This is a genomic window from Caballeronia sp. LZ029, assembly GCF_031451275.1.
GTDB classification, from domain to species: Bacteria; Pseudomonadota; Gammaproteobacteria; order Burkholderiales; family Burkholderiaceae; genus Caballeronia; species Caballeronia jiangsuensis.
The window spans coordinates 926,015-952,333 of the sequence record NZ_JARUXO010000004.1; the positions used below are offsets into that span (position 1 = coordinate 926,015).

General features: G+C 63.7%; 27 protein-coding genes. 11 read left to right on the forward strand and 16 right to left on the reverse strand.

The window, feature by feature from the left end; translation table 11 throughout:
- Positions 1-76 precede the first annotated feature (76 nt).
- The 7 genes from hmpA (at position 77) to QCE73_RS30295 (ending at position 5,074) form a co-directional block, all read left to right on the forward strand.
- Positions 77-1,258, forward strand: coding sequence for an NO-inducible flavohemoprotein (gene hmpA / locus QCE73_RS30265; RefSeq protein ID WP_035503613.1), 1,182 nt, complete (start codon positions 77-79; stop codon positions 1,256-1,258).
- A 204-nt stretch (positions 1,259-1,462) separates the two neighbouring features.
- Positions 1,463-1,900, forward strand: coding sequence for a carboxymuconolactone decarboxylase family protein (locus tag QCE73_RS30270; RefSeq protein WP_035503614.1), 438 nt, complete (start codon positions 1,463-1,465; stop codon positions 1,898-1,900).
- A 10-nt stretch (positions 1,901-1,910) separates the two neighbouring features.
- On the forward strand, positions 1,911-2,321 hold the full coding sequence (locus QCE73_RS30275) for a cupin domain-containing protein (RefSeq protein WP_309884813.1): 411 nt from the start codon (positions 1,911-1,913) through the stop codon (positions 2,319-2,321).
- Between the two features lie 16 nt (positions 2,322-2,337).
- A complete protein-coding gene (gene tehA / locus QCE73_RS30280) occupies positions 2,338-3,282 on the forward strand; it encodes a dicarboxylate transporter/tellurite-resistance protein TehA (RefSeq protein ID WP_309884814.1) in 945 nt (314 codons plus the stop codon).
- A gap of 7 nt (positions 3,283-3,289) precedes the next feature.
- Positions 3,290-4,519, forward strand: a complete 1,230-nt coding sequence (locus tag QCE73_RS30285) for an NnrS family protein (RefSeq protein WP_309884815.1) — start codon at positions 3,290-3,292, stop codon at positions 4,517-4,519.
- Between the two features lie 10 nt (positions 4,520-4,529).
- Positions 4,530-4,739, forward strand: coding sequence for a hypothetical protein (locus QCE73_RS30290; protein ID WP_309885314.1), 210 nt, complete (start codon positions 4,530-4,532; stop codon positions 4,737-4,739).
- Between the two features lie 158 nt (positions 4,740-4,897).
- On the forward strand, positions 4,898-5,074 hold the full coding sequence (locus tag QCE73_RS30295; RefSeq protein ID WP_309884816.1) for a hypothetical protein: 177 nt from the start codon (positions 4,898-4,900) through the stop codon (positions 5,072-5,074).
- 220 nt (positions 5,075-5,294) lie between these two features.
- On the opposite strand, the gene oxlT is transcribed toward QCE73_RS30295, so the two are convergent.
- The 7 genes from oxlT to QCE73_RS30330 form a co-directional block, all read right to left on the reverse strand.
- Positions 5,295-6,608, reverse strand: a complete 1,314-nt coding sequence (gene oxlT, locus QCE73_RS30300) for an oxalate/formate MFS antiporter (RefSeq protein ID WP_238291339.1) — start codon at positions 6,606-6,608, stop codon at positions 5,295-5,297.
- Between the two features lie 343 nt (positions 6,609-6,951).
- Positions 6,952-8,352: an OprD family outer membrane porin gene (locus QCE73_RS30305; protein WP_309884817.1), complete on the reverse strand. Its 1,401-nt coding sequence runs from the start codon at positions 8,350-8,352 to the stop codon at positions 6,952-6,954.
- Positions 8,353-8,576: 224 nt separating this feature from the next.
- Positions 8,577-9,560 carry a murein tripeptide/oligopeptide ABC transporter ATP binding protein OppF gene (gene oppF, locus QCE73_RS30310; protein ID WP_309884818.1) on the reverse strand — a complete coding sequence of 328 codons (984 nt, stop codon included), beginning with the start codon at positions 9,558-9,560 and terminating at the stop codon, positions 8,577-8,579.
- The gene (locus QCE73_RS30315; protein WP_035503619.1) at positions 9,553-10,539 is read right to left on the reverse strand and encodes an ABC transporter ATP-binding protein; all 987 of its coding nucleotides are present in this window, start codon (positions 10,537-10,539) and stop codon (positions 9,553-9,555) included. The genes oppF and QCE73_RS30315 overlap by 8 nt, the downstream gene beginning before the upstream one ends.
- 3 nt (positions 10,540-10,542) lie before the next feature.
- Positions 10,543-11,433 carry an ABC transporter permease subunit gene (locus tag QCE73_RS30320; RefSeq protein ID WP_404989825.1) on the reverse strand — a complete coding sequence of 297 codons (891 nt, stop codon included), beginning with the start codon at positions 11,431-11,433 and terminating at the stop codon, positions 10,543-10,545.
- Positions 11,434-11,443: 10 nt separating this feature from the next.
- Complete coding sequence (gene oppB, locus QCE73_RS30325; protein ID WP_035503621.1) at positions 11,444-12,364, reverse strand: oligopeptide ABC transporter permease OppB; 921 nt, start codon at positions 12,362-12,364, stop codon at positions 11,444-11,446.
- 19 nt (positions 12,365-12,383) lie between these two features.
- Positions 12,384-14,021 (reverse strand): peptide ABC transporter substrate-binding protein, encoded by a 1,638-nt coding sequence (locus QCE73_RS30330; protein WP_051626934.1) that lies wholly within the window; start codon positions 14,019-14,021, stop codon positions 12,384-12,386.
- 474 nt (positions 14,022-14,495) lie between these two features.
- Here QCE73_RS30330 and QCE73_RS30335 point away from each other — a divergent pair, with 474 nt between their 5' ends.
- Positions 14,496-15,395, forward strand: a complete 900-nt coding sequence (locus tag QCE73_RS30335; protein WP_309884819.1) for a LysR substrate-binding domain-containing protein — start codon at positions 14,496-14,498, stop codon at positions 15,393-15,395.
- A 15-nt stretch (positions 15,396-15,410) separates the two neighbouring features.
- Here QCE73_RS30335 and QCE73_RS30340 read toward each other — a convergent pair whose 3' ends face one another.
- Positions 15,411-15,878, reverse strand: coding sequence for a VOC family protein (locus tag QCE73_RS30340; protein ID WP_309884820.1), 468 nt, complete (start codon positions 15,876-15,878; stop codon positions 15,411-15,413).
- Between the two features lie 206 nt (positions 15,879-16,084).
- Here QCE73_RS30340 and QCE73_RS30345 point away from each other — a divergent pair, with 206 nt between their 5' ends.
- From QCE73_RS30345 to QCE73_RS30355, 3 genes are all read left to right on the forward strand, one after another.
- Complete coding sequence (locus tag QCE73_RS30345; RefSeq protein ID WP_309884821.1) at positions 16,085-16,846, forward strand: glucose 1-dehydrogenase; 762 nt, start codon at positions 16,085-16,087, stop codon at positions 16,844-16,846.
- Between the two features lie 74 nt (positions 16,847-16,920).
- A complete protein-coding gene (gene ggt / locus QCE73_RS30350; protein WP_309884822.1) occupies positions 16,921-18,654 on the forward strand; it encodes a gamma-glutamyltransferase in 1,734 nt (577 codons plus the stop codon).
- A 332-nt stretch (positions 18,655-18,986) separates the two neighbouring features.
- Entirely contained in the window at positions 18,987-20,393 is a 1,407-nt protein-coding gene (locus QCE73_RS30355) for an NCS2 family permease (protein WP_035503626.1), read from the forward strand.
- Between the two features lie 92 nt (positions 20,394-20,485).
- Here QCE73_RS30355 and QCE73_RS30360 read toward each other — a convergent pair whose 3' ends face one another.
- The 8 genes from QCE73_RS30360 to QCE73_RS30395 all read right to left on the reverse strand — a co-directional run bounded on the left by QCE73_RS30360 (position 20,486) and on the right by QCE73_RS30395 (position 26,237).
- The gene (locus tag QCE73_RS30360) at positions 20,486-21,208 is read right to left on the reverse strand and encodes a hypothetical protein (protein ID WP_309884823.1); all 723 of its coding nucleotides are present in this window, start codon (positions 21,206-21,208) and stop codon (positions 20,486-20,488) included.
- 168 nt (positions 21,209-21,376) lie between these two features.
- On the reverse strand, positions 21,377-21,814 hold the full coding sequence (locus tag QCE73_RS30365) for an SRPBCC family protein (RefSeq protein WP_309884824.1): 438 nt from the start codon (positions 21,812-21,814) through the stop codon (positions 21,377-21,379).
- Positions 21,807-22,130 (reverse strand): metalloregulator ArsR/SmtB family transcription factor, encoded by a 324-nt coding sequence (locus QCE73_RS30370; protein WP_309884825.1) that lies wholly within the window; start codon positions 22,128-22,130, stop codon positions 21,807-21,809. The genes QCE73_RS30365 and QCE73_RS30370 overlap by 8 nt, the downstream gene beginning before the upstream one ends.
- Positions 22,131-22,270: 140 nt before the next feature.
- The gene (locus QCE73_RS30375; RefSeq protein WP_160147434.1) at positions 22,271-22,420 is read right to left on the reverse strand and encodes a hypothetical protein; all 150 of its coding nucleotides are present in this window, start codon (positions 22,418-22,420) and stop codon (positions 22,271-22,273) included.
- 108 nt (positions 22,421-22,528) lie between these two features.
- A complete protein-coding gene (locus QCE73_RS30380) occupies positions 22,529-22,996 on the reverse strand; it encodes an RbsD/FucU family protein (protein ID WP_035503632.1) in 468 nt (155 codons plus the stop codon).
- Positions 22,997-23,056: 60 nt separating this feature from the next.
- On the reverse strand, positions 23,057-24,178 hold the full coding sequence (locus QCE73_RS30385) for a M14 family metallopeptidase (RefSeq protein WP_309885283.1): 1,122 nt from the start codon (positions 24,176-24,178) through the stop codon (positions 23,057-23,059).
- Between the two features lie 73 nt (positions 24,179-24,251).
- Entirely contained in the window at positions 24,252-25,040 is a 789-nt protein-coding gene (locus QCE73_RS30390; RefSeq protein ID WP_309884826.1) for an ABC transporter substrate-binding protein, read from the reverse strand.
- Between the two features lie 102 nt (positions 25,041-25,142).
- Positions 25,143-26,237 carry a calcium:proton antiporter gene (locus QCE73_RS30395; RefSeq protein WP_035503638.1) on the reverse strand — a complete coding sequence of 365 codons (1,095 nt, stop codon included), beginning with the start codon at positions 26,235-26,237 and terminating at the stop codon, positions 25,143-25,145.
- Between the last annotated feature and the right edge of the window lie 82 nt (positions 26,238-26,319).

Here is a 26,319-nt window from a genome sequence, read left to right on the forward strand (position 1 = left end):
GTGTATGAGAAATAGCCGAAGAATTTCGACGCGAAAGCGCCCGCTTTCGCCTTTCATCACAACGAGGAACCGAAGAATGCTGTCAGCCGAACACCGTGCCATCGTCAAGGCAACCGTCCCTCTTCTGGAAAGCGGCGGCGAGGCGCTCACCACGCATTTCTACAACAAGATGCTCACCGAATACCCCGAAGTGCGCCCGATGTTCAATCAGGCGCATCAGGCAAGCGGCGCGCAGCAGCGTGCGCTCGCCAACGGCGTGCTGATGTACGCGCGCCATATCGACGAACTGGAGAAGCTCGGCGGCCTCGTCGGCCAGATCATCAACAAGCACGTCGCGCTGAACATCCTGCCGGAGCATTATCCGATCGTCGGAAGCTGCCTGCTCAAGTCGATCCGCGAAGTGCTCGGCGAGGAAATCGCCACCGACGCCGTCATCGAGGCATGGGCCGCCGCGTACGGGCAACTCGCCGATCTGCTGATCGGGCTCGAGGAAGGCATCTACAGCGAGCGCGAAAACGCGCCGGGCGGATGGCGCGGCACGCGACGTTTCGTCGTCGCCCGCAAGGAACAGGAAAGCGACGAAATCACGTCGTTCTATCTCGTGCCCGAAGACGGCGGCGCGCTGCTCGACTTCCATCCGGGTCAGTACATCGGCCTGCGCGTGCTGGTCGACGGCGACGAACTGCGCCGCAACTATTCGCTCTCGGCCGCGCCGAACGGCCGCGAATATCGCATCAGCGTGAAGCGCGAACCGAACGGCAAAGTGTCGAACTTTCTGCACGAAAACGTTCGGCAGAACGACGTGCTCGATCTCTATCCGCCCGCCGGCGACTTCAAGCTCGCACAGGGCGAGAAGCCGCTCGTGCTGATCAGCGGCGGTGTCGGCATCACGCCGACGCTCGCGATGCTGCAAGCGGCGCTCGAAACGAAGCGCCCGGTGCACTTCATCCACTCGGCGCGGCACGGCGGCGTGCATGCGTTCCGTGCGGCCATCGAAGAACTGGCGGCGCGTCATCCGCAGCTCAAGCGCTTCTACTGCTACGAGCACAAGCGCGACGGCGATCATGAAGCGCACGGCATCGGTTTCGTCGATGAAAAGCTGCTCGACACGTGGCTGCCGAAAAACCGCGATGTCGACGCGTATTTTCTCGGCCCGAAGGCGTTCATGAAGGCGGTGAAGAAGCATCTGAAGACGCTCGGCGTGCCCGAGGCGCAGAGCCGCTACGAGTTCTTCGGCCCCGCCGCGGCGCTCGACTGATTGCGCGCGTGAGGCTGCGCCTTTCGAACCGCGGCGTGATCGTCCGCGGTTTTTTTGCGCGCCTCGAATCGGCGAAACGCGACGCTGAGTGGTCACCTGAAATTTTCGAAAACCGGTCATTTAAAAAAGCCACTCAGACGCCTAATCTTCTCTTGCCGCGCCGCTCTGGCGCACTTCCCGAACCCAAGCAAAGAGGATACTTCCATGCAACCCCGTCTCGATTTCTACAAAGCCAATCCCGCCGCGATCAAGGCGCTCGTCGGCGTCGAAGAGCGTATCGCCAAGTCGGCGCTCGAAAAATCGCTGACCGAACTGGTGCGCCTGCGCGCATCGCAGATCAACGGCTGTGCGTTCTGCGTCGACATGCACACGACCGATGCGCGCAAGGGCGGCGAAACGGACCGGCGTCTCGCGACGGTGGTCGTGTGGCGCGAGACGCCGTTCTTCACCGATCGCGAACGCGCGGCGCTCGCCTGGACCGAGGCGCTCACGCTGGTGTCGCACGACCACGTGCCCGACAGCGTGTGGGAAGCCGTGAAGCCGCACTTCAGCGACGAGGAAATCGTCGACCTGACGCTGCTCATTTCCGCGATCAACAGCTGGAACCGCTTCGCTATCGCGTTCCGCAAGACCCCTGCGTGAGGACATCGACATGAGCATACGCAAGTCTATGGTTCTGGCGGCCGCGCTGATGATCGGCGCGGCGCATGCCGGCGCGCACGACACGACGGGCGCGGAAGTCGTCGCGCCGGTGATGAAGCAGGCCATTCCCGAAGCGGCCGGCAAGAACGTGCTGATGGCGACCGTCTCCTACAAGCCAGGACAGGCGTCGGAAGCGCATATGCATCCGGGGTCGATCTTCGCTTACGTGCTCGAAGGCCATGTGACCTCGCAGCTCGAAGGCTCGGCTGCGAAGACGTACGGTCCCGGCCAATCGTGGTACGAGCCGCCGGGCGCGCATCACATCGTGTCGAAGAATGCGAGCGCGACGAAGCCGGCGAAGCTGCTCGTGTTCGCGATCGTCGGCGAGAACGATCCGGTCAAGCAGCCGATTCCGCACTGATCGAGGCGATGACATCGTGAACCGTGCCCGCGTCCCCGCTTCGCTCTTCAGCATCGTGCTCGGCCTGTCCGGGCTCGGGCAATCGTGGCGCGTCGCGGTGCGGTTGTGGCACGCGCCGGCGGTCGCGGGCGAAGCGGTGCTCGCCGCCGCGACGCTCGTGTGGGGCGCGCTCGTGCTCGCGTACGGCGCGCATGCGCTGCGCGATCCGGCGCGCGTCGCCGATGAATTCGCGCATCCGGTCGGCGGCGCGACGCCCGCGCTCATCGGCATTTCGACGTTCCTGATCGCGCAGGCGGTGCTGCCGTATTCGCGGCCGCTCGCGTGGCTTCTGACGATCGCGGGCATCGCGTGGCATCTCGCGTTCGCCGTGTGGCATACGGGCAGGCTGTGGCAAGGCGGCCGCGAAATCGCCGATACCGCGCCGACGATCTATCTGCCGACCGTCGCCGGCAACTTCACCGGCGCGGCGGCGCTTGGCGCGCTCGGCGCCGCCGACTGGGCGTGGCTGCTGCTCGGCGCGGGCGTCTTCTCGTGGCTCGCGCTCGAACCGCTCGTGATTCGCAGGCTGTGGCATCGCGAGCCGGTGCCGGTTGCAGAACGCCCGCTCGTCGGCATCCAGTTCGCGCCGCCGGTCGTGTGCGCGGCGGCCGTGCTGGCCATCGAACCTGGCTCGACGGATCGCTGGCTCGTCATGCTGCTCGGCTACGGGATTTTTCAGTTGCTCGTCGGCTTGCGGCTGAAATCGTGGCTCGGCGCGCAGCCGTTCGCGTATTCGTGGTGGGCGTACAGCTTCGGCGTGGCGTCGGGGACGCTCGCATGCGTGAAGCTCGCGCTCGCCGGCGTGCCCGTGGCGCACGCGCTCGCATTGCCGATGTTCGTCGGCGCGAATCTTTTCATCGGTTATTTGTGCGTGCGCTCGCTCGCGTGCCTGGCGCTCGCGCGCACGACGGTTTCATCGTGAGGACGTCATGAAGATCGCAGAACCCAACACCGTTTTCGTCGCGGCGCCGCTTAGGCGCGATCCCAATCATCGGCGGCGCGTCGCGCTGCTCGATCTCGGCTTCCGGCCGTTCTATCTGTGCGGCGCGGCGTTCGGCGCGCTCGCGTTGACGGTGTGGCTGCTCGTGCTGTCGGGCGTGCCGATTTTCGGCGGCTATCTGCTGCGCGCGGACCCGATCGGCTGGCACGCGCACGAAATGGTGTTCGGCTTCGCGGCGGCGATCATCGTCGGCTTTTTGCTGACCGCCGTGCGCGCATGGACCGGACGCGACACGGCGAAAGGCGCGACGCTCGCCGCGCTCATGCTGCTGTGGCTCGCCGGGCGCGTGCTCGTGTGGAGCGGCCCCGCGCTGCCGGCTGCGATCGTCGATAGCGCGTTTCTGCCAGTCGCCGCGCTCCTGTTGCTGCGCGTGCTCGTGAAGGCGGGCAACCGACGCAACTATTTTCTCGCCGTCGTGCTGCTCGCGTTCGGCGCGCTCAACGCCGCGTTTCATGGCTTTGCATTCGACGCGCGCGCCGATCTCTCGATGCGCGCCGTGTATGCGTCGGCGGGCATCGTCGTGTTGCTCGTCAGCGTGATCGGCGGCCGCGTGATCCCGATGTTCACCGCCAACGCGATTCCCGGCTTCGTCGCGCGGCGCTGGCGCATCGTCGAATCGACGCTCGCGCCGCTCACGCTCGCCGCGTTCTTCGCGGATGCCTTCGCGCTCGATGGCGCGATCGTCGCGCCGCTCGCCTTGCTGGCGTGCGCCGTGCATCTCGCGCGGATGATCGGCTGGCGCTCGTACGCGGTGCGCGGACGGCCGATTCTCGCGATCCTGCATCTCGCCTACGCATGGCTGCCGCTCGGCTTCGCGCTGCTCGCGCTGTCCTCCCTCGGATGGACGCGCGTGCCCCATAGCCTCGCGATGCATGCGTTCGCGGCCGGCGCGATCGGCGGCGCGATCATCGCGATGATCACACGCACCGCGCGCGGGCATACGGGACGACCGCTCGTCGCGGACAAGCGCGATGTCGCGTGCTATGCGCTCGTGATGGCGGCGGGCGCGCTGCGCGTGCTTGGGCCGCTCTGCGTGCCTGCCTGGCATTCGACGTGGATCTTCGCTGCGGGCATCTGCTGGGTGCTCGCGTTCGCGCTCTACGTCGCGGCTTACGCGGCGCCGCTCTGGAAGCCGCGCGCGGACGGCAAGCCGGGTTGAATCGGCGACATTGTTTGACATCGGGATACGGCGGTTCCGCGAGAATCGCGTTCCGTTCTCCGGTTCCGATGTCACCATGAAGCACCTTCGTTTTCTTTGCGCCGCGGCGACGCTCAACGCCGCTTCACTTACGCTTTCCGGCTGCGGCCTTTTCGGCTGCAGCGGCTTCGCTACTAATGGCGGCGGTTTCGGCGGCTGCAGCGTCGGCACCCGCTTCTGATTCGCCGCCCCTCCACATGCGGGGCTCGCATCGTCTATCTCCTGAATAATCGCGGACTCCCCGCGCGAGCCGGGTTTGCCTGCTTGCCCTTCGCGACGACACTACGTTCATTGGGCAACCGTCGGCGATATCTGAAGCCGACATCGACTGGAGACAGCATGAAGGCTCACGCAAGTCTGGTTCTTCTCGCTCTCGTGTCGCCGGCGTGCGCGCTGGCATTCCGGGCGTGGGTCGCCAGCATCGACACACGCGTGCCGCGCCTCGCGTATTGCGCCACGCTTCGAGGCGCGTCGAATCCGCGTCGTCATCTGCTTTCGTTTCGCGCGTCGCCGTAGTCCGCGACGGCGCTGAACGCCCATCCTGCTGCCGCAGGATCGCTCGAATCACGGGGATAAGAGAGCGAGGAGACCACCTGCCGGCGGCAAGACAAAAGCGCATCCGCACGCGGCGTCACATGCCGCACATCAGTCGCAAGCCGCGGAAAGCGCGAGCTCGATAACTAGAAAACGGGCGACACGCCGGGTCGCCCGTCCAGCCGACACTACGGCTTCGCCATCATTCCTTCACTGTCGTGTACGACATGTCCAGCGACGCCGCGCGCGCATGTTTCTGCGAATGTGCGTTACGCATCGGCTTCAGCACGAAGAGCGCGAGCAGCGCCGATATCGCGGCCATGCCCGCCGCGAGCATGAACACCGCGTGCCAGCTTCCCGTCATCGACGTGATGACGCTCGAGAACGGAACAAGCAACGCCGCCGTGCCCTTCGCCGTGTAGAGCAGACCCGCGTTCGTCGCCGCGAATTTCGGGCCGAAGGTATCGCCGCACGTTGCCGGGAAGAGGCTATAGATTTCGCCCCACGCGAAGAACACGATGCCGGTCAGCACGACGAACGCCACCGGATCGTGCCCGTACTTCGACAGCGCGACGATGCCCACCGCTTCGATCGCGAACGCCATGAACATCGTGTTTTCCCGCCCGATCCGATCCGACACCCAGCCGAAGAACGGTCGCGTCAGGCCGTTGAGCACGCGGTCGATGGTGAGCGCGAAGGTCAGCGCGGGCAGCGTCAGACCGAGTATCGACACGGGCGAATCGTGCAGCCCGAAGTCCTTCGCGATCGGGCCGAGCTGCGCCGTCGCCATCAGGCCGCCTGCGGCCATCATCACGAACATCAGGTACATGACCCAGAAGATCGGCGATGCCAGCACCTGTTTCGGGCTCGCGTTGTAGACGGCCGCCTTCACCGCGCTCTTCACCGACGCGATCATCTGCGCGGGCGGCGCATAGAGCGCCATGCCGAGCAGGAACACGATGAGCCCCTGCCCGAGACCGAACCAGAGGAACGTCGCTTCATAGCCGCTCGACTTGATCATGTGCGCGATCGGCACGACAGTCGCAGCCGAGCCCATCCCGAAGCCGGCGGCCGTGATGCCCGCGGCCAGTCCGCGCCGCGCCGGGAACCACTTGAGCGCGTTGCCGACGCACGTGCCGTACACCGCGCCCGCGCCGACGCCGCCGACAGCCGCGGCGAAGTACAGGAGCGGCAGCGACGACGCCACCGAGTTGAGCGCCCACGCGATCGCGCACAGGAGGCCGCCGCCGACCACGACGGGACGCGGCCCGTACTTGTCGACGAGATAGCCTTCCACCGGCACGAGCCATGTCTCCGTCACGACGAAAATCGTGAACGCCACCTGAATGGCCGCGCGGCCCCAGTGGTACTTCTCGTCGATCGGATTGACGAAGAGCGTCCAGCCATACTGCATGTTCGCGATCATCGCCATGCAAATCACACCGAAAACCAACTGCACCCACGGCGACGCCAGGCGCGACGCCTTTTCATCGCGGCCCATCTGGTTCATTCCCATGCCTGTCTCCTTGGCAAATTGCCTTGTGTACTTGGACGTCGAACGACGCCTCCCGCGACGCGGTGCATGCTGCGTCGCATATACACAGTATGTGATATATCAAGTAAGTCAAGCGAAAGAAATGACGGGGTTTTCACTTAGGAAATCGCACTTCGTAAGCGCATGAAAGCTGCAGTGAACGCAGATTGAACAGACGAAAAAAAGCCCGGCAGAGACAGGCCTGCCGGGCGATGAGCGTGGCGAGACATGGCAATCCGCAGCACGCATCCTCTTTATAAATGAAAGTTAAACGTAATGTAAAGGGGTATTTTTGTATGGTTCGAGTTTTATGCGTTCGACAGTCTTAGAAGACGTTCACGGGCACGTTGACCATCAGGCGATACACATCGCTGGTGCCGTCCGGATAGTAGGCGCTGTTGCTGTGATGGTGCATGTAGTAGAACTTGACCGACGTGTTCTTGAACTTGCCGTCCGGGATCGTGTAGCTCGGAATCACGCCGATTTCGTAGTGCGTACCGTGGATCGGCTGACCGTTGACGAGATAGTTGGCTGCCTGCGCCGTGCCGCCGTTGGCCATCGCACTGCCATCGGCATCCCAGCCATACGCGCCCCACATCGTGAACTTGAGACCCGGTACGCCGTACTCCTTCATGTTGAGCGAGTACGACAGACTCAGCGACTTTTCGTGCGGCTGGTTGTAGTCCACATCGAGCGAGTTCGACAGATAATCGCCCGCCGACTGACCGATATAGTCGAAGGTCTGATCGCTCACGATCTGCTGGAAGGCGACCTGCACCGTATGCGCGCCGTGCGTGCCGGCAAGCGCCAGCGAATACGCGTTGTTGTTGATCGAGCCTTGCCGCTTGTCGCCGATCGCGCCCGTGTAGTAGTAGTTCAACGAGCCCGTCCAGCGAACACTTTTCGGATCGCCGATGCTCTGCGTCGCCGTCAGGTAGTACTGCTGCCACACGTCGTTCGCAACGCTGCCATAGAGCGAGACCGCGGTATCGTCGCCGTGCGTCCAGTCGCCGCCGAAGTACGTGAATCGCGAGATATGCGTGCCGCCGTATTCCGTCGTGAGACCGGTAACAGTCGTCATGCCGCGCGCGAGCACGCCGTCCACCGTGCCCGCCTTCAGCGTGAGGTTCTTGATCTCGTCGCTTGCCAGCGAGAAGCCGCGATAAGTCGGCGGCAATGCGCGGTTGTCGTGCGGCACGAGGAACGGATTGTCGAACAGTTGCTGACCGTATTTGAGCACGGTGTTCGACACGCGCGCCTTCACATCCCACACGCCCGGATAGGCCCACGCCAGTTGATTCGACCCGCCGCCGTCCGTGCCGACGTGAACGCGATTGCCCGCCCCCATGCCGCCGTTCAGCTTGAACGCGCCGAAGAGCGAGACGTCGCCGCCCAGCCCGATCAGCCCTTTCGTATAGCCCGATTCGAACACCGCTTGCGCGCCCAGAACCCACGCGTCCTTTTTGCCCGCGCCCTTGAATTCGTCATGCTCGGTGAAGGAACGCATCAGCACGTTGAAGTGCGAATCCTCGATGAAGCCTTTCGCTTTTGCCTGGCTGCTCACAGGCGCATCCGCCCCGGTGTCGGGCGGCGAATCCGGCGGCGCTTCGGTGTGACGCGAAGGCGGCTGAGTATCGGTTTCATCGGCATGCGCGATAACTGCGGCGGCCATGAAACCGCTGAACAACAAAATCGATAGCGCGAGTGAGCGTTTTTGTTTTTTCACGAAAAAAGTCTCCACTTATATTGATTCAACTGCTAACGGCTTGATCGAAACTAAGGATTGCAAAACGCCCCGCCCGGCGACGCGAAAAAGCGTCGAGGCGTACAGGCGGATCAGCAAACGAAGCAAGGGATGAGCGGCGCATGGCCGCTCCGGTTATCGGACGTTATTTATTGCGGGTGTCTTCCTCGAATATCGTTGGTTTTCTAATTGGCGCGAGTCGCCATTCAAGCAAACAGGCACGCCGCCGATGAATCGGCCCCGAGCGCACGCAGCGCCGGCACTTCGTGCGAGCAACGCGCCTGCGCCATCGGGCATCGCGTATGGAACACGCAGCCCGAAGGCGGATCGATCGGGCTCGGAATGTCGCCGGACAGAATCTGCACGGTCTTGGCGCGCTCGACCGCCGGATCGGGCACCGGCACCGCCGACAACAGCGCGCGCGTGTACGGATGGCGCGGCGTGTCGTAGAGCGCATGCTTCTCCGCGAGTTCCATCACGCGGCCGAGGTACATCACCATTACGCGATCGGAGATGTGGCGCACCACGGCGAGATCGTGCGCGATGAAGATCAGCGCGAGCTTCATCTCCCTTTGCAGCGACTTGAGCAGATTCACGATCTGCGCCTGAATCGACACATCGAGCGCCGACACCGGTTCATCGCAGATGACGAGCTTCGGCTCGACGATCAGCGCGCGCGCAATGCCGATGCGCTGACACTGCCCGCCCGAGAATTCGTGCGGATAGCGGTTGATCATCTGCTCGCGCAGGCCGACCTTCGCCATCATCGCGCGCACGCGTACATCGATTTCCTGCTTGTCCATGCCGGGCCGATGCTCGACGAGCGGCTCCGCGATGATCTGTCCGACCGTCATGCGCGGATCGAGCGACGCGAGCGGATCCTGAAAGATCATCTGCACGTCGCCGCGCACGCGATGCCATTCGCGCGCCGATGCGCCCGAGAGCGTCGCGCCCATCCATACGATGTCGCCAGCCGTCGCGGGAATGAGGTTCAGGATCGCGCGCGACAGAGTGGACTTGCCGCAGCCCGATTCGCCGACGACGCCGAGCGTCTCGCCCGCCTTCAGCTCGAAGCTCACGCCGTCGACGGCCTTCAGCGTGCGGTGCGGCGCCCACGGCAGGCGGTTTTTCGGCTTCACCTGAAAATGCACGCGCATGTCGCGCACGGAGAGAATCGTCGCGTCAGACATGGCTCGTTTCCTTCGTGACTTGATGAACCGGACGATGACAGGCCCGCAGCCATCCAGCGCTGACGGCCTTCAGCGCGGGCGCATCGACGGCGCATTCGTCGCTGGCATCGGCGCAGCGCTCGTGGAACGGACAGCCCGCCGGCGGATGCGCCATGTTCGGCGGATTGCCCGGAATGCCGGTCAGTTCGCCGCCATCGTGATCGAGTCGCGGCAGTGCGCGCAACAGGCCGATGGTGTACGGATGCGAAGGCTTCGCGAACAGCGTGGCCGCATCGCACTGCTCCATCACGCGGCCGCCGTACATCACCATCACCTTTTCGCACAGCCCGGCGACGACGCCGAGATCGTGCGTGATCAACACGATCGACGTGCCGAAGTCGTGTTGCAGGTTACGCAGCAGTTGCAGGATCTGCGCCTGCACGGTGACGTCGAGGGCGGTGGTCGGCTCGTCGGCGAACAGCACTTCGGGCTCGCACAGTAAGGCCATCGCGATCATCACGCGCTGGCGCATGCCGCCCGACAGCTCGTGCGGATACTGCCCGATGCGATGCGCCGCCTCCGGAATGCGCACGGCTTCGAGCATCGAGATCGCGCGCTTCTTCGCTTCGCGGCGCGTGACGTTCTTGTGCAGTTCCAGCACTTCCGTCATCTGCCGCTCGATCGTGAGATACGGATTGAGCGAGCTCATCGGGTCCTGGAAGATCATCGAAAGACGATTGCCGCGGATGCGGTTCATCGCGCGATCCGACATGCCGATGAGATTTTCGCCGCGATACATCGCACGTCCGCGCGCGCGCCCGTTCGATGCGAGCAGGCCGAGCATCGCGAGCACGCTCTGACTCTTGCCCGAGCCCGATTCGCCGACGATGCCGAGCGTCTCGCCCTCTTCCAGCGTGAAGTTCACGCCGTTCACGGCGCGCACGTTGGCGTCGTGCGTGCTGAATTCGACCTGCAGATCATTGACTTCGAGTAGCGGCATGGCTCACCTGTCCTTCGGATCGAGCGCGTCGCGCAGCCCGTCGCCGACAAAGTTGATGCAGTAAAGCGTGATCGACAACAACGCCGCCGGGAACAGCAGAATCCACGGCGACGATTCCATCACGCCGACGCCGTCCTGGATCAGCACGCCCCAGCTCGTCATCGGTTCCTGGACGCCGAGTCCGAGGAACGACAGCACCGATTCCGTGAGAATGACGGCGGGCACGGTGACGGTCGTATAGATCGCGACGATGCCGAGCAGATTCGGCACCACATGCCGCGCGATGATGCGCCGCGTCGGCACGCCGATCGCGCGCGCCGCCTCGACATACTCCTTCGAGCGGATCGAGAGCGTCTGGCCGCGCACGACGCGCGCCATGTCCATCCACGAGAAGATCGTGATGGTGATGACGACGAGATAGAACTCACGGCCGAGCAGCGTCACCATCAGGATCGCGATGAGCAGATACGGAATGGCGTACATCATGTCGACGATGCGCATCATCGCGTTGTCGATGCGTCCGCCGACGAAGCCCGCGATCGCGCCCCACACGATGCCGAGCGTGACCGACGTGAGCGTGGCGAGCGCGCCGATCATCAGCGAGACGCGCCCGCCGATCAGGCAGCGCACGAGCAGATCGCGGCCGGTATCGTCGGTGCCGAAGAGATGCCAGTTCGCGAGCGTGGGCGCGACGCTCGTCGCGTTCCAGTCGGTGGAGTCGAACTCGTTCGGCAGGAGCCACGGCCCGACGATGCACGCGAGCGTGATCAGAACGAGCAGGATCAGGCTCACGACGGCGGCCTTGTTGCGCAGGAAACGCGCGCGCGCGTCCTGCCACGGGCTGCGGCCCGCGATCGCCTTTTCGAGCATCGGTGCAAGAGAAGCAGATTTCATCGCGCGCCCTTCAATAACGGATCTTCGGGTCGAGCCACGCATACGCGAGATCGACCAGCAGGTTGAGCAGCACCGCCACCACCGTGACCAGCACGACGAGGCCGAGCACGAGCGTGTAATCGCGATTGGCCGCGCCGTTCACGATCAGCTTGCCGATGCCCGGCAGCGAGAACACCGATTCCGTGACGACCGCCGCCGTGATCGACGAAATGGCGAGCGGCCCGATCACCGATACGACCGGAATCAGCGTCGGCTTCAACGCATGACGCAGGACGACGGTGCGCATCGGCAATCCTTTTGCGCGGGCGGTGCGGATGTAGTTCGTATTCAGCACTTCGATCAGGCTCGCACGCGTCACGCGGCCGACCGTCGCGACATTGATCATCGCGAGCAGCGCGACGGGCAACGCCATGTAGCGCAACTGGAAGTCGTTCCAGCCGCCCGCGGGCAGCCACTTCAGCAGGATCGCGAACACGAGGATCAGCACCGGCCCGAGCACGAACGACGGGAACGCGTTGCCCGCGTTGCTGACGAGCATGAGCGCGTAGTCCGCGATGCTGTTGCGACGCAGCGCGGCCACGACGCCCAGCGCGACGCCGATCACGATGGCGAGGAGCATCGATACGCCTCCGATCGCGAGCGACACCGGCAGCGCGCGCAGCACGAGGTCGTTCACGCTCCAGTCGGCATAGCGGAACGATGCGCCGAGATCGCCGTGCAGAAGACCGTCGAGATAGAACAGATACTGCTTCCACAAAGGCTCGCCGAGGTGGTACTTCGCCTGCAGGTTCGCGAGCACTTCGGCGGACACCTTGCGCTCGCCGTCGAACGGACCGCCCGGCGTCGCGTGCAAGAGCAGATAGCAGACCGTCACGACGATCAGGAGCGTCGGCAGCGTGAGCAGCACGCGCCGCAATGTGTAGGACCACATGAGCGATTTCTCCTGTGCGTCAGTGCTTGACGATGTAGAGATCCTTGCTGCCGTAATGATCCATCGGATTCTTCAGCGAGTAGCCGCCGACATAGCTCTTCACGAGACGCGGCAAGCCGTATTGCAGCAGCGGCAGCATCGGGTAGTCGTCCATCACGATCTTTGCCGCCTGCGTCTGCAACTGCGTGCGCTTCGCGAGATCCGTGGTTGCGGCCGCTTCCTTGATGAGCGCGTCGGCCTTCGGGCTGCAACTGAAGTTGTCGTTCTGCTCCGACTTGCATTGCACGAGCGTGAGGAAGGTCGTCGCGTCGTTGTAGTCGGCCACCCAGCCATTGCGCGCGATCTGATAGTCGCCGCCATGACGCTTCTTCAGCAGCACCTTGAACTCCATCGACTCGATGTCCATCGTGAGGCCGAGCTTCGTCTTCCATTCCGACGCGACGAAGATCGCCATCTTCTTGTTGTAGTCGCTCGTGTTCATCGCGAAGTTCAGCTTCGTGCCCGGCTTCACGCCCGCCTGTTCCAGCAGCTTCTTCGCTTCCTCGACGCGCTTCGCCATCGGCCACGTCGACCATTCGTAGTTCGATACTTCCGCGCCGCTCACGCCCTTCGGCAGCAGGCCGTACAGCGGCGTCTGGCCGTCGGCGGTCACGCGCTGCGCGAGCAGATCGCGGTCGATGACCATCGAAAGCGCCTTGCGCACGCGCACGTCCTTCAGCAGCGGATCGCGATTATTGAAGCTGTAATAGCGCGTGCCGAGAATCAGCGAGTTGCGGATGTCCTTCGGGAATTGCTGGCTGTACTTCGCATACGTGCCAGTGGGCAACTGATACGTCATGTCGTTCTCGCCGGACTGGAACAGCTTGACGTCCGTGTTCTCGTCTTCGACCGGCAGATAGGTGACCTGCGTCAGTTGAACGTTCGTCTTGTCCCAGTAGTTCGAATTCTTCGTCAGCACGAGCTTGCTGTTGACCTGCCAGTCCTTGAGCTGAAAGGCGCCGTTGCTGACGAGATTGCCCGGCTTCGTCCAGTCCTTGCCGAATTTCTCGACCGTCGCGCGATGGACCGGCCCGAGATTCGGATTCGACATCAGTTCGGGCAGGAACGGCACGAGGCCGTCCGTCTTGACTTCGATGGTGTTCGCGTCGATCGCGCGCACGCCGAGCGCGCTCGCCGGCTTCTTGCCCGCGACGATTTCGGCGCCGTTCAGCAGGAACGGACCGAACACGTTCGCATACGACGACGCCGTTTTCGGATCGACGAAGCGCTGGCAGCCGTAGACGAAATCGTTTGCGGTGACGGGATCGCCATTGGACCAGCGGGCGTTCTTGCGCAGATGGAAGATCCAGGTCGTCGAGTCCTTCTGTTCCCATTTTTCCGCGACGCCCGGCACCACCTTTCCGTCCGCGTCCGTGGCGGTCAAGCTCTCGAACAGATCGCGCGAGACGTTGGCCGCGACCACGGTTTCGACCAGCGCCGGATCGAGCGTTTCGACCTCGGAGCCGTTGTTGCGCACGAGTTCCTGCTTCGCGGCGAGCGCGACGCCGGACGGCACGATGGCGGCCGTCGCGTTCAGTGCGGAGAGCGCGAGCAGCGCTGCGGCGGCGGCCAGCTTCGTGCGCTGGAGCGATACGTGCGGAACGGAAAGCAACGTCATGGGGAATCCTCTTTTGTCTCGATTGTCGATCTTTGCTTTCGTTTTACTTGCGCAGATTCGGAGTCCTACATGCATCGATTTGTTTATCGCAAATGGAATAAACAAATCGATCTCGAACCGCGCAAATTTAACGAAAAGCTTTCTTGTTTCTGTCGCGTTGCTGCGGCGATTGCACGCACGCATCGCGCATCCGACGATAATTCTTACGCGGACGCTTTCATTCGCGCTTCAGGCTGGCGGCGAGTATTTCGCATCAATAAGACGGATGCCACTCACATGTGCTTATAGACACTAAATTTTTCGAATAGTCGTTCAATTTGTTGGATCGGCGCACTTTGCGACTTTCTGCGCACGAATAGGGCTAAGGCAGCAAGTGCTTGTTTCCTATAAGATTGCGTCGCCGTTAACAGTCGCTTCAATGCCGTCCGAAAGATGATCCGTTTTCGCCAGATCGAGGCTTTTCGCAGCCTCATCATGACCGGCACCAGTGTCGGCGCAGCAAAAAAACTCCACGTGACGCAGCCCGCGATCAGCCGCCTGATCGCCGATCTCGAAGCCGATCTCGGTTTCAGTCTGTTTTCGCGCGTCGGCGGCCGTCTGAATCCGACGACCGCCGGCCTGCGCTTCTACAAGTCCGTCGAAGAGAACTTTCTCGGGCTGGAGCGTCTGAAGCAGGTCGCCGCCATGATCCGCGAGGAAGCGTCCGATGGCCTCACGGTCGCGTGCATGCCCGTGCTCGCGACAACCCTTCTGCCGCCCGTGCTCGCCGATTTCACCGAGCGGCATCCCGGCGTGCCGATCAAGGTCGATTCGGTGAAGGTGCCCGAAGTGCTCGTGAACCTGCAGAACCACAAGGCCGATATCGCGCTGAGCCTCGCGTTTCCGGCGGTCGCGGGCATCGAGGTGGAGACGCTGCTGAAGGCGCGCGCGTCCTGCGCGATGCCCGCCACGCACAAGCTCGCCAAAAAGAAGATCGTGCGGCCGTCCGATTTGCGCGGCGAGAAGCTGATCGGCTGGCTGCCGAATTCACGGCAGCCCTACGACGCGGAACAATCGCTCATTTCATCCACCGAGGACCGGCCGCGCTATACGGTCTTCACCGACACGGCCCACACGCGCTATGCGATGGTCGCGGGCGGTCTCGGCATATCGATCGTGGAGCCGTTCGCGGCGAAGGTGTGGCGCGCGCACGGCGTCGTCGTGCGGCCGTTCGAGACCGACATCGAGTACGAATACGTGCTGTCGTATCCGAGCAGCGGAATCCGCTCGGATCTCGTCGCATCGTTCCGGGATTCGGTGAAGCGCGTCGCCGAGCATTATTCGTTCGATGCGCCGGAGGATGCGCTGGACGCCGTTCCTCTGGGCGCGGACTGACGCGCCGCGCGCAATTCAGACGCCGAACAGTTTCCTCGCGCGTTCGCGCATCTGCTCGGCGGACACATCCTCGATGTGCGTGCCGATCCACCAGACATGCCCGAACGGATCGCGCAGCTTGCCGCCGCGGTCGCCGTAGAACTGGTCTTCGACCGGGCGCAGGATCGTCGCGCCTTCGTCGGCGGCGCGTTGCGCGACCGCGTCGACGTCCGTCACGTAGAGATGCAGCATCACGGGCGTGCCGCCGACCGAGAGCGGCCCCACGGTGCCGTAATCGGGAAACTCGTCGCAAAGATAGATGACGTTGCCGCCGATCGACAACTCCGCGTGACCGATGCGTCCGTCCGGCTGCTCGATCCTGAACGTTTCCGTCGCGCCGAACACTTTCGTGTAGAAGTCGATGGCGCTGGCGCAGCCCGCCACTGCCATGTACGGAATCACGCCGCGACGGTCATGCGGAATCGGTTCGACTTGCGAGGTCATGTCAGTCTCCTGAAATATCGCGGACGCCCTGCCCGCGTCCCCTTCGACACTCATGTTCCACCGATGGTGCCCGGCCTTGATCCGGCCCCGCGTCTCGGGCATGCTGTCGGCCAATTCCGGCGGCTTCGCCGCGAACGCGCATTCGCGCTTCGCTTCATACTCTCGCTTGTCGCAGTCGCTTCAAATCCAATCAACACGGAGCACTCATGCACGATCTGAAAGGCAAATCGATCCTCATTACCGGCGCGAGCACCGGCATCGGCGCGGCGGCGGCGCGGGCATTCGCGCAGTACGGCGCGAATGTCGCGGTGCACTACAACAGTTCGAAGGACAAGGCCGAGGAAGTCGCGAAAGACGTGCGCGCGCTCGGCGTCACGGCGATCACGGTCGGTGCGGACGTGCGCGATTCGAAGGCGATCGACGCCGCCGTCGCGCAGGTCGTCGATGCCTTCGGCAAGATCGACGTGCTCATCAACAACGCGGGCAGCCTCGTGAAGCGCGAGCCGATCGCATCCGCGAGCGACGAGCTCTTCGACGAGATCATGCACATCAACGCGCGCTCGGTGGTCGCGTTCACGCGCGCGGCGCTGCCGTCGCTGCGCTCGGGCGGCGGCGGCTCGATCATCAACGTGACCTCGGTGGCGGCGCGCAACGGCGGCGGCCCGGGCGCGCTGCTCTACGCGGCATCGAAAGGCTTCGTCAGCACGATCACAAAGGGCATGGCGAAGGAACTGATGGCGGACCGCATCCGCGTGAACGCGGTGGCACCTGGCGTGATTCAGACGCCGTTCCAGGAACGCTTCACGACGCCCGAGCAACTCGAATCGTTCCGCAAGTCGATCCCGATGGGCTTCATCGGCGAGCCCGACGATTGCAGCGGCGCGTTCCTCTATCTCGCGTCCGAGGCGATGTCGCGCTACGTGACGGGGCAGATCATCGACGTGAACGGCGGGCAACTGATGCCCTGATCGTTGCATCGCGGCGCTCGTGGTATATAAAGCGTCTGAGTCTTTCGTCGCACGTAACAAAGGAGATACAGGAGATGCTTTTGAAAAAAGAACCGCGCATCCGGTCCCTCGCGCTCGGCGCCATCGTCGCGTCGGCGCTCTTGACGGCGGGATTCGTCGAGACCGCGCCGGCCTATGCGAAAACCGCCGACGCCCAGCCGGCCGTGCTGAACGCCTCAGCGGTCGCCGTCGCGGACAAGTACGCCGCCGACACCGCCGAGCAGATCTTCAAGCAGGGCGGCAATGCGGTCGACGCGGCCGTCGCGATCGCCTTCACGCTCGCCGTCACGTATCCGGAGGCGGGCAATATCGGCGGCGGCGGCTTCATGACGCTCTACGTCGATCATCGCCCGTACTTCCTCGACTATCGCGAGCGCGCGCCGCTTTCGGCCACGCGCAACATGTACCTCGACGACAAGGGCGAAGTCATCAAGGGCATGAGTCTCTACGGGCATCGCGCGGTCGGTGTGCCGGGCACGGTCGACGGCATGTGGGAAGCGCAGAAACGCTTCGGCAAGCTGAAGTGGAAGCAGGTGCTCGCGCCCGCCATCAAGTATGCGCAGGACGGCTTCGAAGTCGACGATCAACTGGTCAAGCGCCGCGACGACGCCTCGAAGGAATTCGCCGGCAAGACCAATTTCGACCTGTATTTCGGCGGCATGAAGGCAGGCCAGGTGTTCAAGCAGCCCGACCTCGCGATGACGCTGCAGCGCATCGCCGATAAAGGCGCGAAAGGCTTCTACGAAGGCGAAACCGCCAATCTGATCGCCAAGTCGATGGAAGGCCACGGCCTCATCACCACGCGCGACCTGAAGGACTACAAGGCCGTGTGGCGTCAGCCGATCACCGCGAGCTGGAACGGCTATCGCGTGATCACCGCGCCGCCGCCGAGCTCGGGCGGCGTCGGCCTCGTGCAGTTGCTGAAGATGAAGGCCGATATCAAGGACAAGTTCCAGGACGTGCCGCTCGATTCCGCGCAGTACATTCACCTCGTGGCCGAAATCGAGAAACGCGTCTTCGCGGACCGCGCGCAATATCTCGGCGATCCCGATTTCTACAAGGTGCCGGTCGCGCAGCTCATCAACGACGATTACATCCTGAAGCGCGCGCAGGAAGTGAATCCCGACACGCCTTCGGACACGAAGAGCGTGCAGCCGGGACTCGGCACGTCGATGCCCGAGAAAGCGGAGACGACGCACTTCTCGGTCGTCGACAAATGGGGCAACGCGGTATCGAACACGTACACGATCAACGGCTACTTCGGCTCGGGCGTGATCGCGGAAGGCACGGGCATCGTGCTCAACGACGAAATGGACGACTTCGCGTCGAAGCCGGGCGTGCCGAACATGTTCGGCGTCGTCGGCAGCGATGCGAACTCCATCGCGCCGAAGAAACGCCCGCTCTCGTCGATGACGCCGACCATCCTCACGAAGGACGACAAGGTCGCGATGGTGATCGGCACGCCGGGCGGATCGCGCATCTTCACGTCGATCTTCCAGGTCATCACGAACGTGTACGACTTCAACATGCCGCTCGCCGACGCCGTGGGCGCGACGCGTTTCCATCATCAGTTGCTGCCGCCGAACACGATCTTCCAGGAGCCGTACCATCAGCTCGACGCCGACGTGATCAAGCAGCTCGAGGACAAGGGCTACAAGTTCACGATGCAGGGCTTCAACGGCGACATTCAGGCGATCCGCATCGACGGCGACAAGCCCGAACCGATGTCCGACCCGCGCGGACGTGGCGTGTCACGCGTCATCCGGTAATGCGCCGCACAACGGCGAGCAAGTAAAATAGCGGCTCGGACCGGACTAGCGTTTGCCCTAGTCCGGCTCCTCGCCGGTCTTGCCGAAGCCCCGCCCCATGCGGGTTTCGCGGCATATAAGCCCCTCGGCATGACCGGCATGTTTTTCATGGGATTGGACCCCGCGTTCTGTTCCCCTAGTCTCTGTCCTGACCGAGTGCAGCCGTAAGTGCACGTCACTCGGCATCATCCAGAACTACATACGAGACGACCCTGACGATGGCCCCGCAGTGACCGCGTGCAGTGAGCGCGGTGCACGGTTGCCGTTTCAGCGTGCTGATAAAGGAGCAGCTCATGATGGAATCCCCCGCCCAGCAGCTTGGCGACATCGATATCACCTCCACCGAACGAGACGAAAGCACTCAGGCCGCCAGCGGCGGCTTTCTCGATCGCTACTTCGGCATTTCGCAAACCGGCAGCACGGAAAAGCGCGAGATCGTCGCGGGCGTCACGACCTTCCTCGCGATGGTCTATTCCGTGTTCGTCGTGCCGGGCATGCTCGGCAAGGCAGGCTTCGACACGAGCGCGGTGTTCGTCGCCGTGTGTCTCACCACCGCATTCGGCTCGCTTCTGATGGGCGTCTGGGCGCGCCTGCCGATCGCGATCGGCTGCGCGATTTCGCTGACCGCGTTCACGGCCTTCGGCCTCGTGCTCGGCAAGGGCCTCACGCCGGCCATCGCGCTCGGCGCGGTGTTCCTGATGGGCATCGTGTTCACGGCGATCTCCGTCACCGGCGTGCGCTCGTGGATCCTGCGCAATCTGCCGACGGGCGTCGCGCACGGCACGGGCATCGGCATCGGCCTGTTTCTGCTGCTGATCGCGTCGAACGATGTCGGCCTGATCGTCAAGAATCCCGCGCCCGGCATGCCGGTGTCGCTCGGGCACATCACGGCCTTTCCGGTGCTGATGTCGGTTCTGGGCCTGGCCGCGATCTTCGGTCTGGAGCGTCGGCGCGTGCCGGGCGGCATCCTGCTCGTCGTCGTCGGTCTGTCGGCGATCGGCCTGATCTTCGATCCGTCCGTGCGCTTTCACGGCATCTTCGCGCTGCCGTCGCTGTCGGCGCCGGGCCATGCATCGCTGATTGGCGCGATGGACATCAAGGGCGCGCTGTCGATGGCCGTGCTGCCGAGCGTGCTCGCGCTCGTGATGACCGCCGTGTTCGACGCGACCGGCACGATCCGCGCCGTCGCCGGTCAGGCAGGCCAGATCGACAAGAACGGCCGCATCATCAACGGCGGCCGCGCGCTGACCGCCGATTCGCTGAGTTCGATCTTCTCCGCGTGCTTCGGCGGCGCGCCGGCTGCGGCGTATATCGAATCGTCGGTGGGTGTCGCGGCGGGCGCGAAGACGGGCCTCGCGGCCGCGGTCGTCGGCGTGCTGTTCCTCGTGGTGATGTTCCTCTCGCCGCTCGCCGCGCTCGTGCCTTCCTACGCGACGGCGCCCGCGCTGATGTACGTCGGTCTGCTGATGCTCGGCAATGTCAGCAAGCTGCATTTCGACGATACCGTCGACACGATGTCCGGCCTCGTCTGCGCGGTGTATATCGTGCTGTCGGCGAACATCGTGACGGGCATCATGCTTGGCTTCACCACGCTCGTGATCGGCCGCATCGTGGCGGGCGAATGGCGCAAGCTGAACGTCGGCACGGTGGCGATCGCGGTCGTGCTCGCCGTGTTCTATCTCGGCGGCTGGGCGATCTGATCGCCGGCGCCAACTCTGGCGCCTGAAAATGCAGACGGCGCGCTGTCCGGAAGGACAGCGCGCCGTTTTTGCTTTCGAAGCCCGGGAACCGGTCAGGCAGCGACGCGCGTGCCGGCCAACTTGCGAATGCTGCGATCGACACGGAACATGATCAGCGACAGCACCAGCGTAATGAAGAGGCCCGTCGCACCGGCGACCACGCTGAGCGACTGGAGTGCCGAAATACGCTTGGCGGAAGCATCTACCTCTGCCGCAGCCTTTTTCGACTCGATGGCCGCGTGTTGCGCCTCCCACGCCAAAGTGAACTGCGTGATCGCGGCACTCACCACCGAGAAGAATTGGTCTTGCGAGCCGTTGACTTTCTTGCCTACGTCCGCGCGCGACAGCACATCGTCCAGATACTTCGTTTGCGCCTTCCCGAAGTTTGCGCCGCGATCGGTATCGTCCATCCATGAACCGACGACTCCCTGCAGGTCGCTCTTCTCCAAGGTAAATCCGGTCCCCACGAGACTCTTTCCATGCTTGAGCAGCACGGCGTGCAGACCATCGAGCAGCGCGGCTCGTTCCTTTTCCGCCGGGTCCGTCGGCGCGGCGTCGGTATTGGGCTGACCGGAGGCCGGCTCAGCGTCTCCCAGACTGAACGCCGACGCGTTGACCGATATATCCGCAGGCACGGCCACGGCCTTGGCGTTGTAATTCATCATGGCCGGCACGCCAGCCACCACCGCGACGATTAACGCCAGCGTCGCCAGCACCAGAAAGATGATTCTGACGAGTTGCAAATAGCCGCTCTCCAGCTTGCTCAGGAAATACATCGTGTGCGCCCTCTTGTTCGAGATTTTTTGTCATGCCGCCCCCTTGAGGCGGCGGCATGGAGTCGAGATCGTTCGCTCGCGCGAACGGGCACGATTATCTCTGAGAGGAATCCTCACGAATCCAGTCTTTCTGTCAATTTTCGATATGCTTACGCAAAGGCGGCACGACTACTTGCTGACGAGCGCCACTTGCCCCGTTTCCAGCAACGACTTGAGATTCGACAGAATCTTCGGCCATCCGCCCGACACGGCCTCGATGAACGGCTTGCTGTCGCTCACATGCGTGACGGTGAGCCTGACCGCTTCGCCCTGCTGCTCCAGTTCGTAAGTGCAGCGCGAATATCCCGCGTCTTTCAGATCCTCGCGAAACTCGTTGCGCCATTTGAGCACGAGGCGTTTGCCCGGCTCGGCTTCGAGCACCTCACCCGCATCCGCGACGCGCCCGTCGGAGAACAGCATCTTCCATGACGAGCCGGCCTGCCAGTCGGATTCCTGATGCATGCCGAACCAGTATTTCTTCACGAATTCCGGCGTCGTCAAGGCTTCCCATAGCTTCCCGGGCGTCGTGCGGATGTACGTCACATACACAAACGTGTCGCTACTCATGATCGTCTCCTTCAAGCGTGCGTTTGAGGTCGGACAAAGCGTCCAGACGCGGACGCTCGAACTTGCTGATCCAGCGTTGCGCGATCTCGTGGATCGGCACCGGATTGAGGAAATGACGCTTCTCGCGGCCGTGACGCTGCGTCGACACGAGATTCGCCGCCTCGAGTATCGCGAGATGCTTCGACACGGCCTGACGCGTCATGCGAAGGCCGTCGCACAGTTCACCGAGCGTCGGCCCGTTGGTTTGGCGAAGGCGGTCGAGCAATTGCCTGCGGCTGGCGTCTGCGAGCGCGCGAAAAACCGAATCGTCATCCATGAACGCATTATGCAACCATTTGGTTGCATGTCAAGCGGCTCGATTCGATGAAATCGCCGCGCACATGCGACAACGCCCCGGAAGCCTTTCGCTTCCGGGGCGTTGTCGATGCTCCTGACCGGGATGCTGTCGCGCGCGGCTTACTTGCGGCGATACGATTCGACGAGAATCTCGCAGTTTTGGAGGTGCAGTTGCAGCGCCCGATTCCACTCGCGACGCACCGCAGCCTTCGACGCGCGCAGCCAGGAACCGAACGAAACGAGCAGGGATTGTTGAGCGGTGGTTTTCATGAGCGGCTCTCAGGGTAAGTAGCTAAGGGATAACCCTGACTATACGCCTTTTACGCTGCATTGCAACATCTTCTCAAAAAAGCAACAGGGTAATCCCTAGGCCGTCGGTCAGTTTTGCTGTGGCGCATCCGGCGCCAGTTGCACGCCCTTTTTGAAGATGAAGCATCCGTAGCCGCGCGTTTCGCCCGTCGCGATCACGCAATACGCCTTCTTCGCGCGCTCGTAAAACGCGAAGCGCTCGACCGATGCGAACGGCACCGCGCGACCTTCAGCGGCGTCGATCTCGCGCTGGGCTTCGTGTTGCACGGCGGGCAGCGCGGCCGCATCGCCGACGACTTCCATGCGCTCGGCAGGATGATCGACGAACGTATCGAGCGGCATCACCGACAGCACCGCCCGCACCGCGCGCGGCGCGCCGACGCCATCGAGCCGCAGCACGCGGCCGAGCACGGTCTGACGCGCGACGGAATCGGCGGGAAAGTTGGCGTCGCAGATCACGACTTCGTCGCCGTGACCCATCGCGCAGAGCGCGTGCAGGATATCGGGGTTGAGCAGCGGATCGATGTTCTTCAGCATGTTTTCTTGTTCTCCATGAAGTAAGGCCGGTTTCGAATCCATGGTAACCGCGCAGCGCCGCTAGGGCACGAGCAAGTCGCCCTGCCGCGCCGCGTCTTTGCCCGCGATGCGCGCGACCAGCATTCCCGCCGTCGCGAATCGTGTCCAGTGCCGCGCGTACAGCACGCCCTCGGTCTGCGCGACGAGCGGCACGAGCCGGTCATCGAGCGGATCGAGCACGTCGGCGATGACGTCGCCCGCGCGCACCGTCTCGCCGATCTCCCGCCGATGCAGAATCACGCCCGACACCGGCGCGTGCACGTATTCGCACCCGGCGAGCGGCGTCGTGGGATGGCGCAGCGGCGGCGGTTCCGGCGCTGCGCCCGCGATCATGCCGATATGCGTCAGATAATCGACGATCGCCTGCGCATCGCGCGCGGCCATCTCGTGCGACACGTCGCGCACGCCGCGCAATTCGAGCGTGACGGACTTCGTCGCCATCGGAATCGGAAAGCGGCCTTCGAATGCGCCGCGCAGATAGCGCCACGCCGCCGTGCACGCCTCGTCGAACGGCTCTCCGCCCGACACATCCGCGAGCAGTTGCGCCTCGCTGCCGAGATAGCGCGCGAGCGGCTCGATCGCGGGCCACGCGTCGGGCGTCGTATAAAGATGCGCGACGGCTTCCCAGTCGCAATGGAGATCGATGACGAGATCCGCATCGCACGCGAGCTTCATCAGTTCGAGCCGCTGCGACTCCAGTTCGGTCGCGGGTTTGCGCGTAGCGAGCGCGTCGGAAAGCGCTGCGCGGATGAGGCGCGCGTTGTGCGCTTCGTCATCGCCGAGACGGTCTTTCAGTTGCAACGCCAGCTCGGGCCCGATCTCGGGAAAGCGCCGGTTGAAGTCCTGACCCGAGCCCATCTCGAAGCGGCCCATCTGCGCGCCGAACCAGTGCTGATTCAGGCCTGCCGGATTCGCGACCGGCACGAGCACGACGCGCGCACGCAGACGCCCCGTCGCTTCCAGTTCGGCGAAGCGCCGCTTCAAGTACCACGCGACGACCATGCCGGGCAACTCGTCCGCGTGCAGCGATGCCTGGATATAAACCGTGGGCGAATCGCCGTCTTGCGGATCGAACCGGTAGCTCGTGATCGCCCGCCCGGTGCCAAGCGACGCGCCGACGAGCGGATGTTGATGAATCTGCATCTTCGAAAATCTCTCGTCGAAAAGAAAAGGCACCGCGAGCGATGCCTTTTCGGTCGAGTACATCGAACGGCGCTTACTGGATCGAGATATCCGTCTCGAAGTACTTCGCCATGATGCGCTTGAACGTGCCGTTCTTCTTGATCTCCACAAACGCGCTGTTCAGGCCGTTCTTCAGATCGGCGTCGCCCTTGCGCAGGCCGATGGCCGTGCCCGGACCGATGAGCGCGCGGTCTGCCACGATCGGACCGACGAGCGCGAACGGCTTGCCCTGCGGCTTCTTCAGAAAGCCGATGGCGGCTTGCGCGGCATCGGTGAACATCGCGTCGATGCGGCCCGCGACGAGATCGGCCTCAACCTGTTCCTCATCGGCGTAAGGCACGACGGTCACGCCCTGCGGCTCCCACTTCACCTTCGCGTAACGCTCCTGCACCGTGCCCTGCTCCACGCCGACGCGCTTGCCTTTCAGCGCCTGCGGCGTCGGCAGGATGCCCGAGCCCGCGCGCGCGACGAGTTGTGCGTGCGTGTCGTAGAGCGGATCGGTGAAGTCGATCTGCTTCAGGCGCTCTTCGGTGATGCCCATGTCGGACAGCACGGCGTCGAACTTGCGGGCCTTCAGGCCGGGAATCATGCCGTCGAAATTGTTTTCGACCCACACGCACTTGACCTTCATCTGCGCGCAGAGCGCATTGCCGAGGTCGATATCGAACCCGGCGAGCTTGCCGTCGGCCTGCTTGGATTCGAACGGAGGATAGGAGGGATCGACGGCGAAGCGGATTTGCGTGATCTCTTTGGCGTGCGCCGAGAACGAAACGGCGGCGAGTGCGGCGAGCATCGCGAGCGATGCGGACTTCTTGAATGACATGTTTTCCTTCGGGACTTTCGATGAGACGGCGAAACATCGCGCGCAAACGCGCGAAAAACCGTGAATGGTATCAAACGCCCACGGCTCGCCGCGCGACGCCCATCAAGGCACGACCGAAAGAAACAGGAAAGCCGCGAATATCACGAGATGCACGACGCCTTGCAAGACGGTCGAGCGCCCTGTGCCGAGCGTGATAACGGACACGATCAGCGTGAGCGCCAGCATGACGATTTCCTTGGGCGCGAGCCCGAGCGAAATGGGCTGGCCGATGAAGATCGACACGACCGCGACCGTCGGAATCGTCAGCCCGATGCTCGCGAGCGCCGAGCCGAGCGCGAGATTCAGGCTCGTCTGCAGCCGGTTCAGGCGCGCCGCGCGCACGGCGGCGAGACCCTCGGGCAGCAGCACGAGCGCGGCGATCACGACGCCGACCACGGCTTCCGGCGCGCCCGCCGCCGCGACGCCCGCCTCGACCGCCGGCGACAGCAGCTTCGCGAGCCCGACCACCGACACGAGCGACAGCATCAGAAAGCCGAGCGCGAGCCACGCCTCGCCGTTGCTGGGCGGGGGCGCGTGCGGCGCTTCGTCTTCGTCGGGCGTGTTGGCGGCGATCGGCGGCGTGAACGGCAGGAAGTAATCGCGATGGCGGATCGTCTGCACGAACACGAACGTCACGTACAGCACGAGCGAGATCACGCCGACGAAAATCAGTTGCGATGTCGAGAGCGCGGGACCGACAACGGTGCTCGTGAAATTCGGCAAAACGAGCGTGAGCACGGAAAGCGCGCAGAGAATCGCGAGCGCGGCGGCCGCGCCTTGCAGTTGAAAATCCTGCACGTGATGCCGCAAGCCGCCGATCAGGAGACACAGGCCGACGATCCCGCAACCGCAGATCATGATCGCCGCGAACACGGTATCGCGCGGCAGTCCGGCCTTTTCGGGGCCGCCCGAGAGCATCACGGAGACGATCAGCGCGACCTCGATCACCGTGACCGCGATCGCGAGCACGAGCGTGCCGAACGGCTCGCCGACGCGGTGCGCCACCACTTCCGCGTGATGCACGGCCGCGAACACCGCGAACGCGAGCGCGATGGCCGCGAGCACGATCATCGCGGTGTTGTGGATGAACGCGGCGCCGGCCAGCACGACGAGCGCGAGAATCGGGGTGGCGAGGGTCCAGTCCAGCTTGAATTTCATCGGCGCTCCGGGCGGATCGGGTGAATGGGATCGTCGGCTCATGCGATGTAACCGCAAGGTCTGCAAAAACGCGCCGAATGAA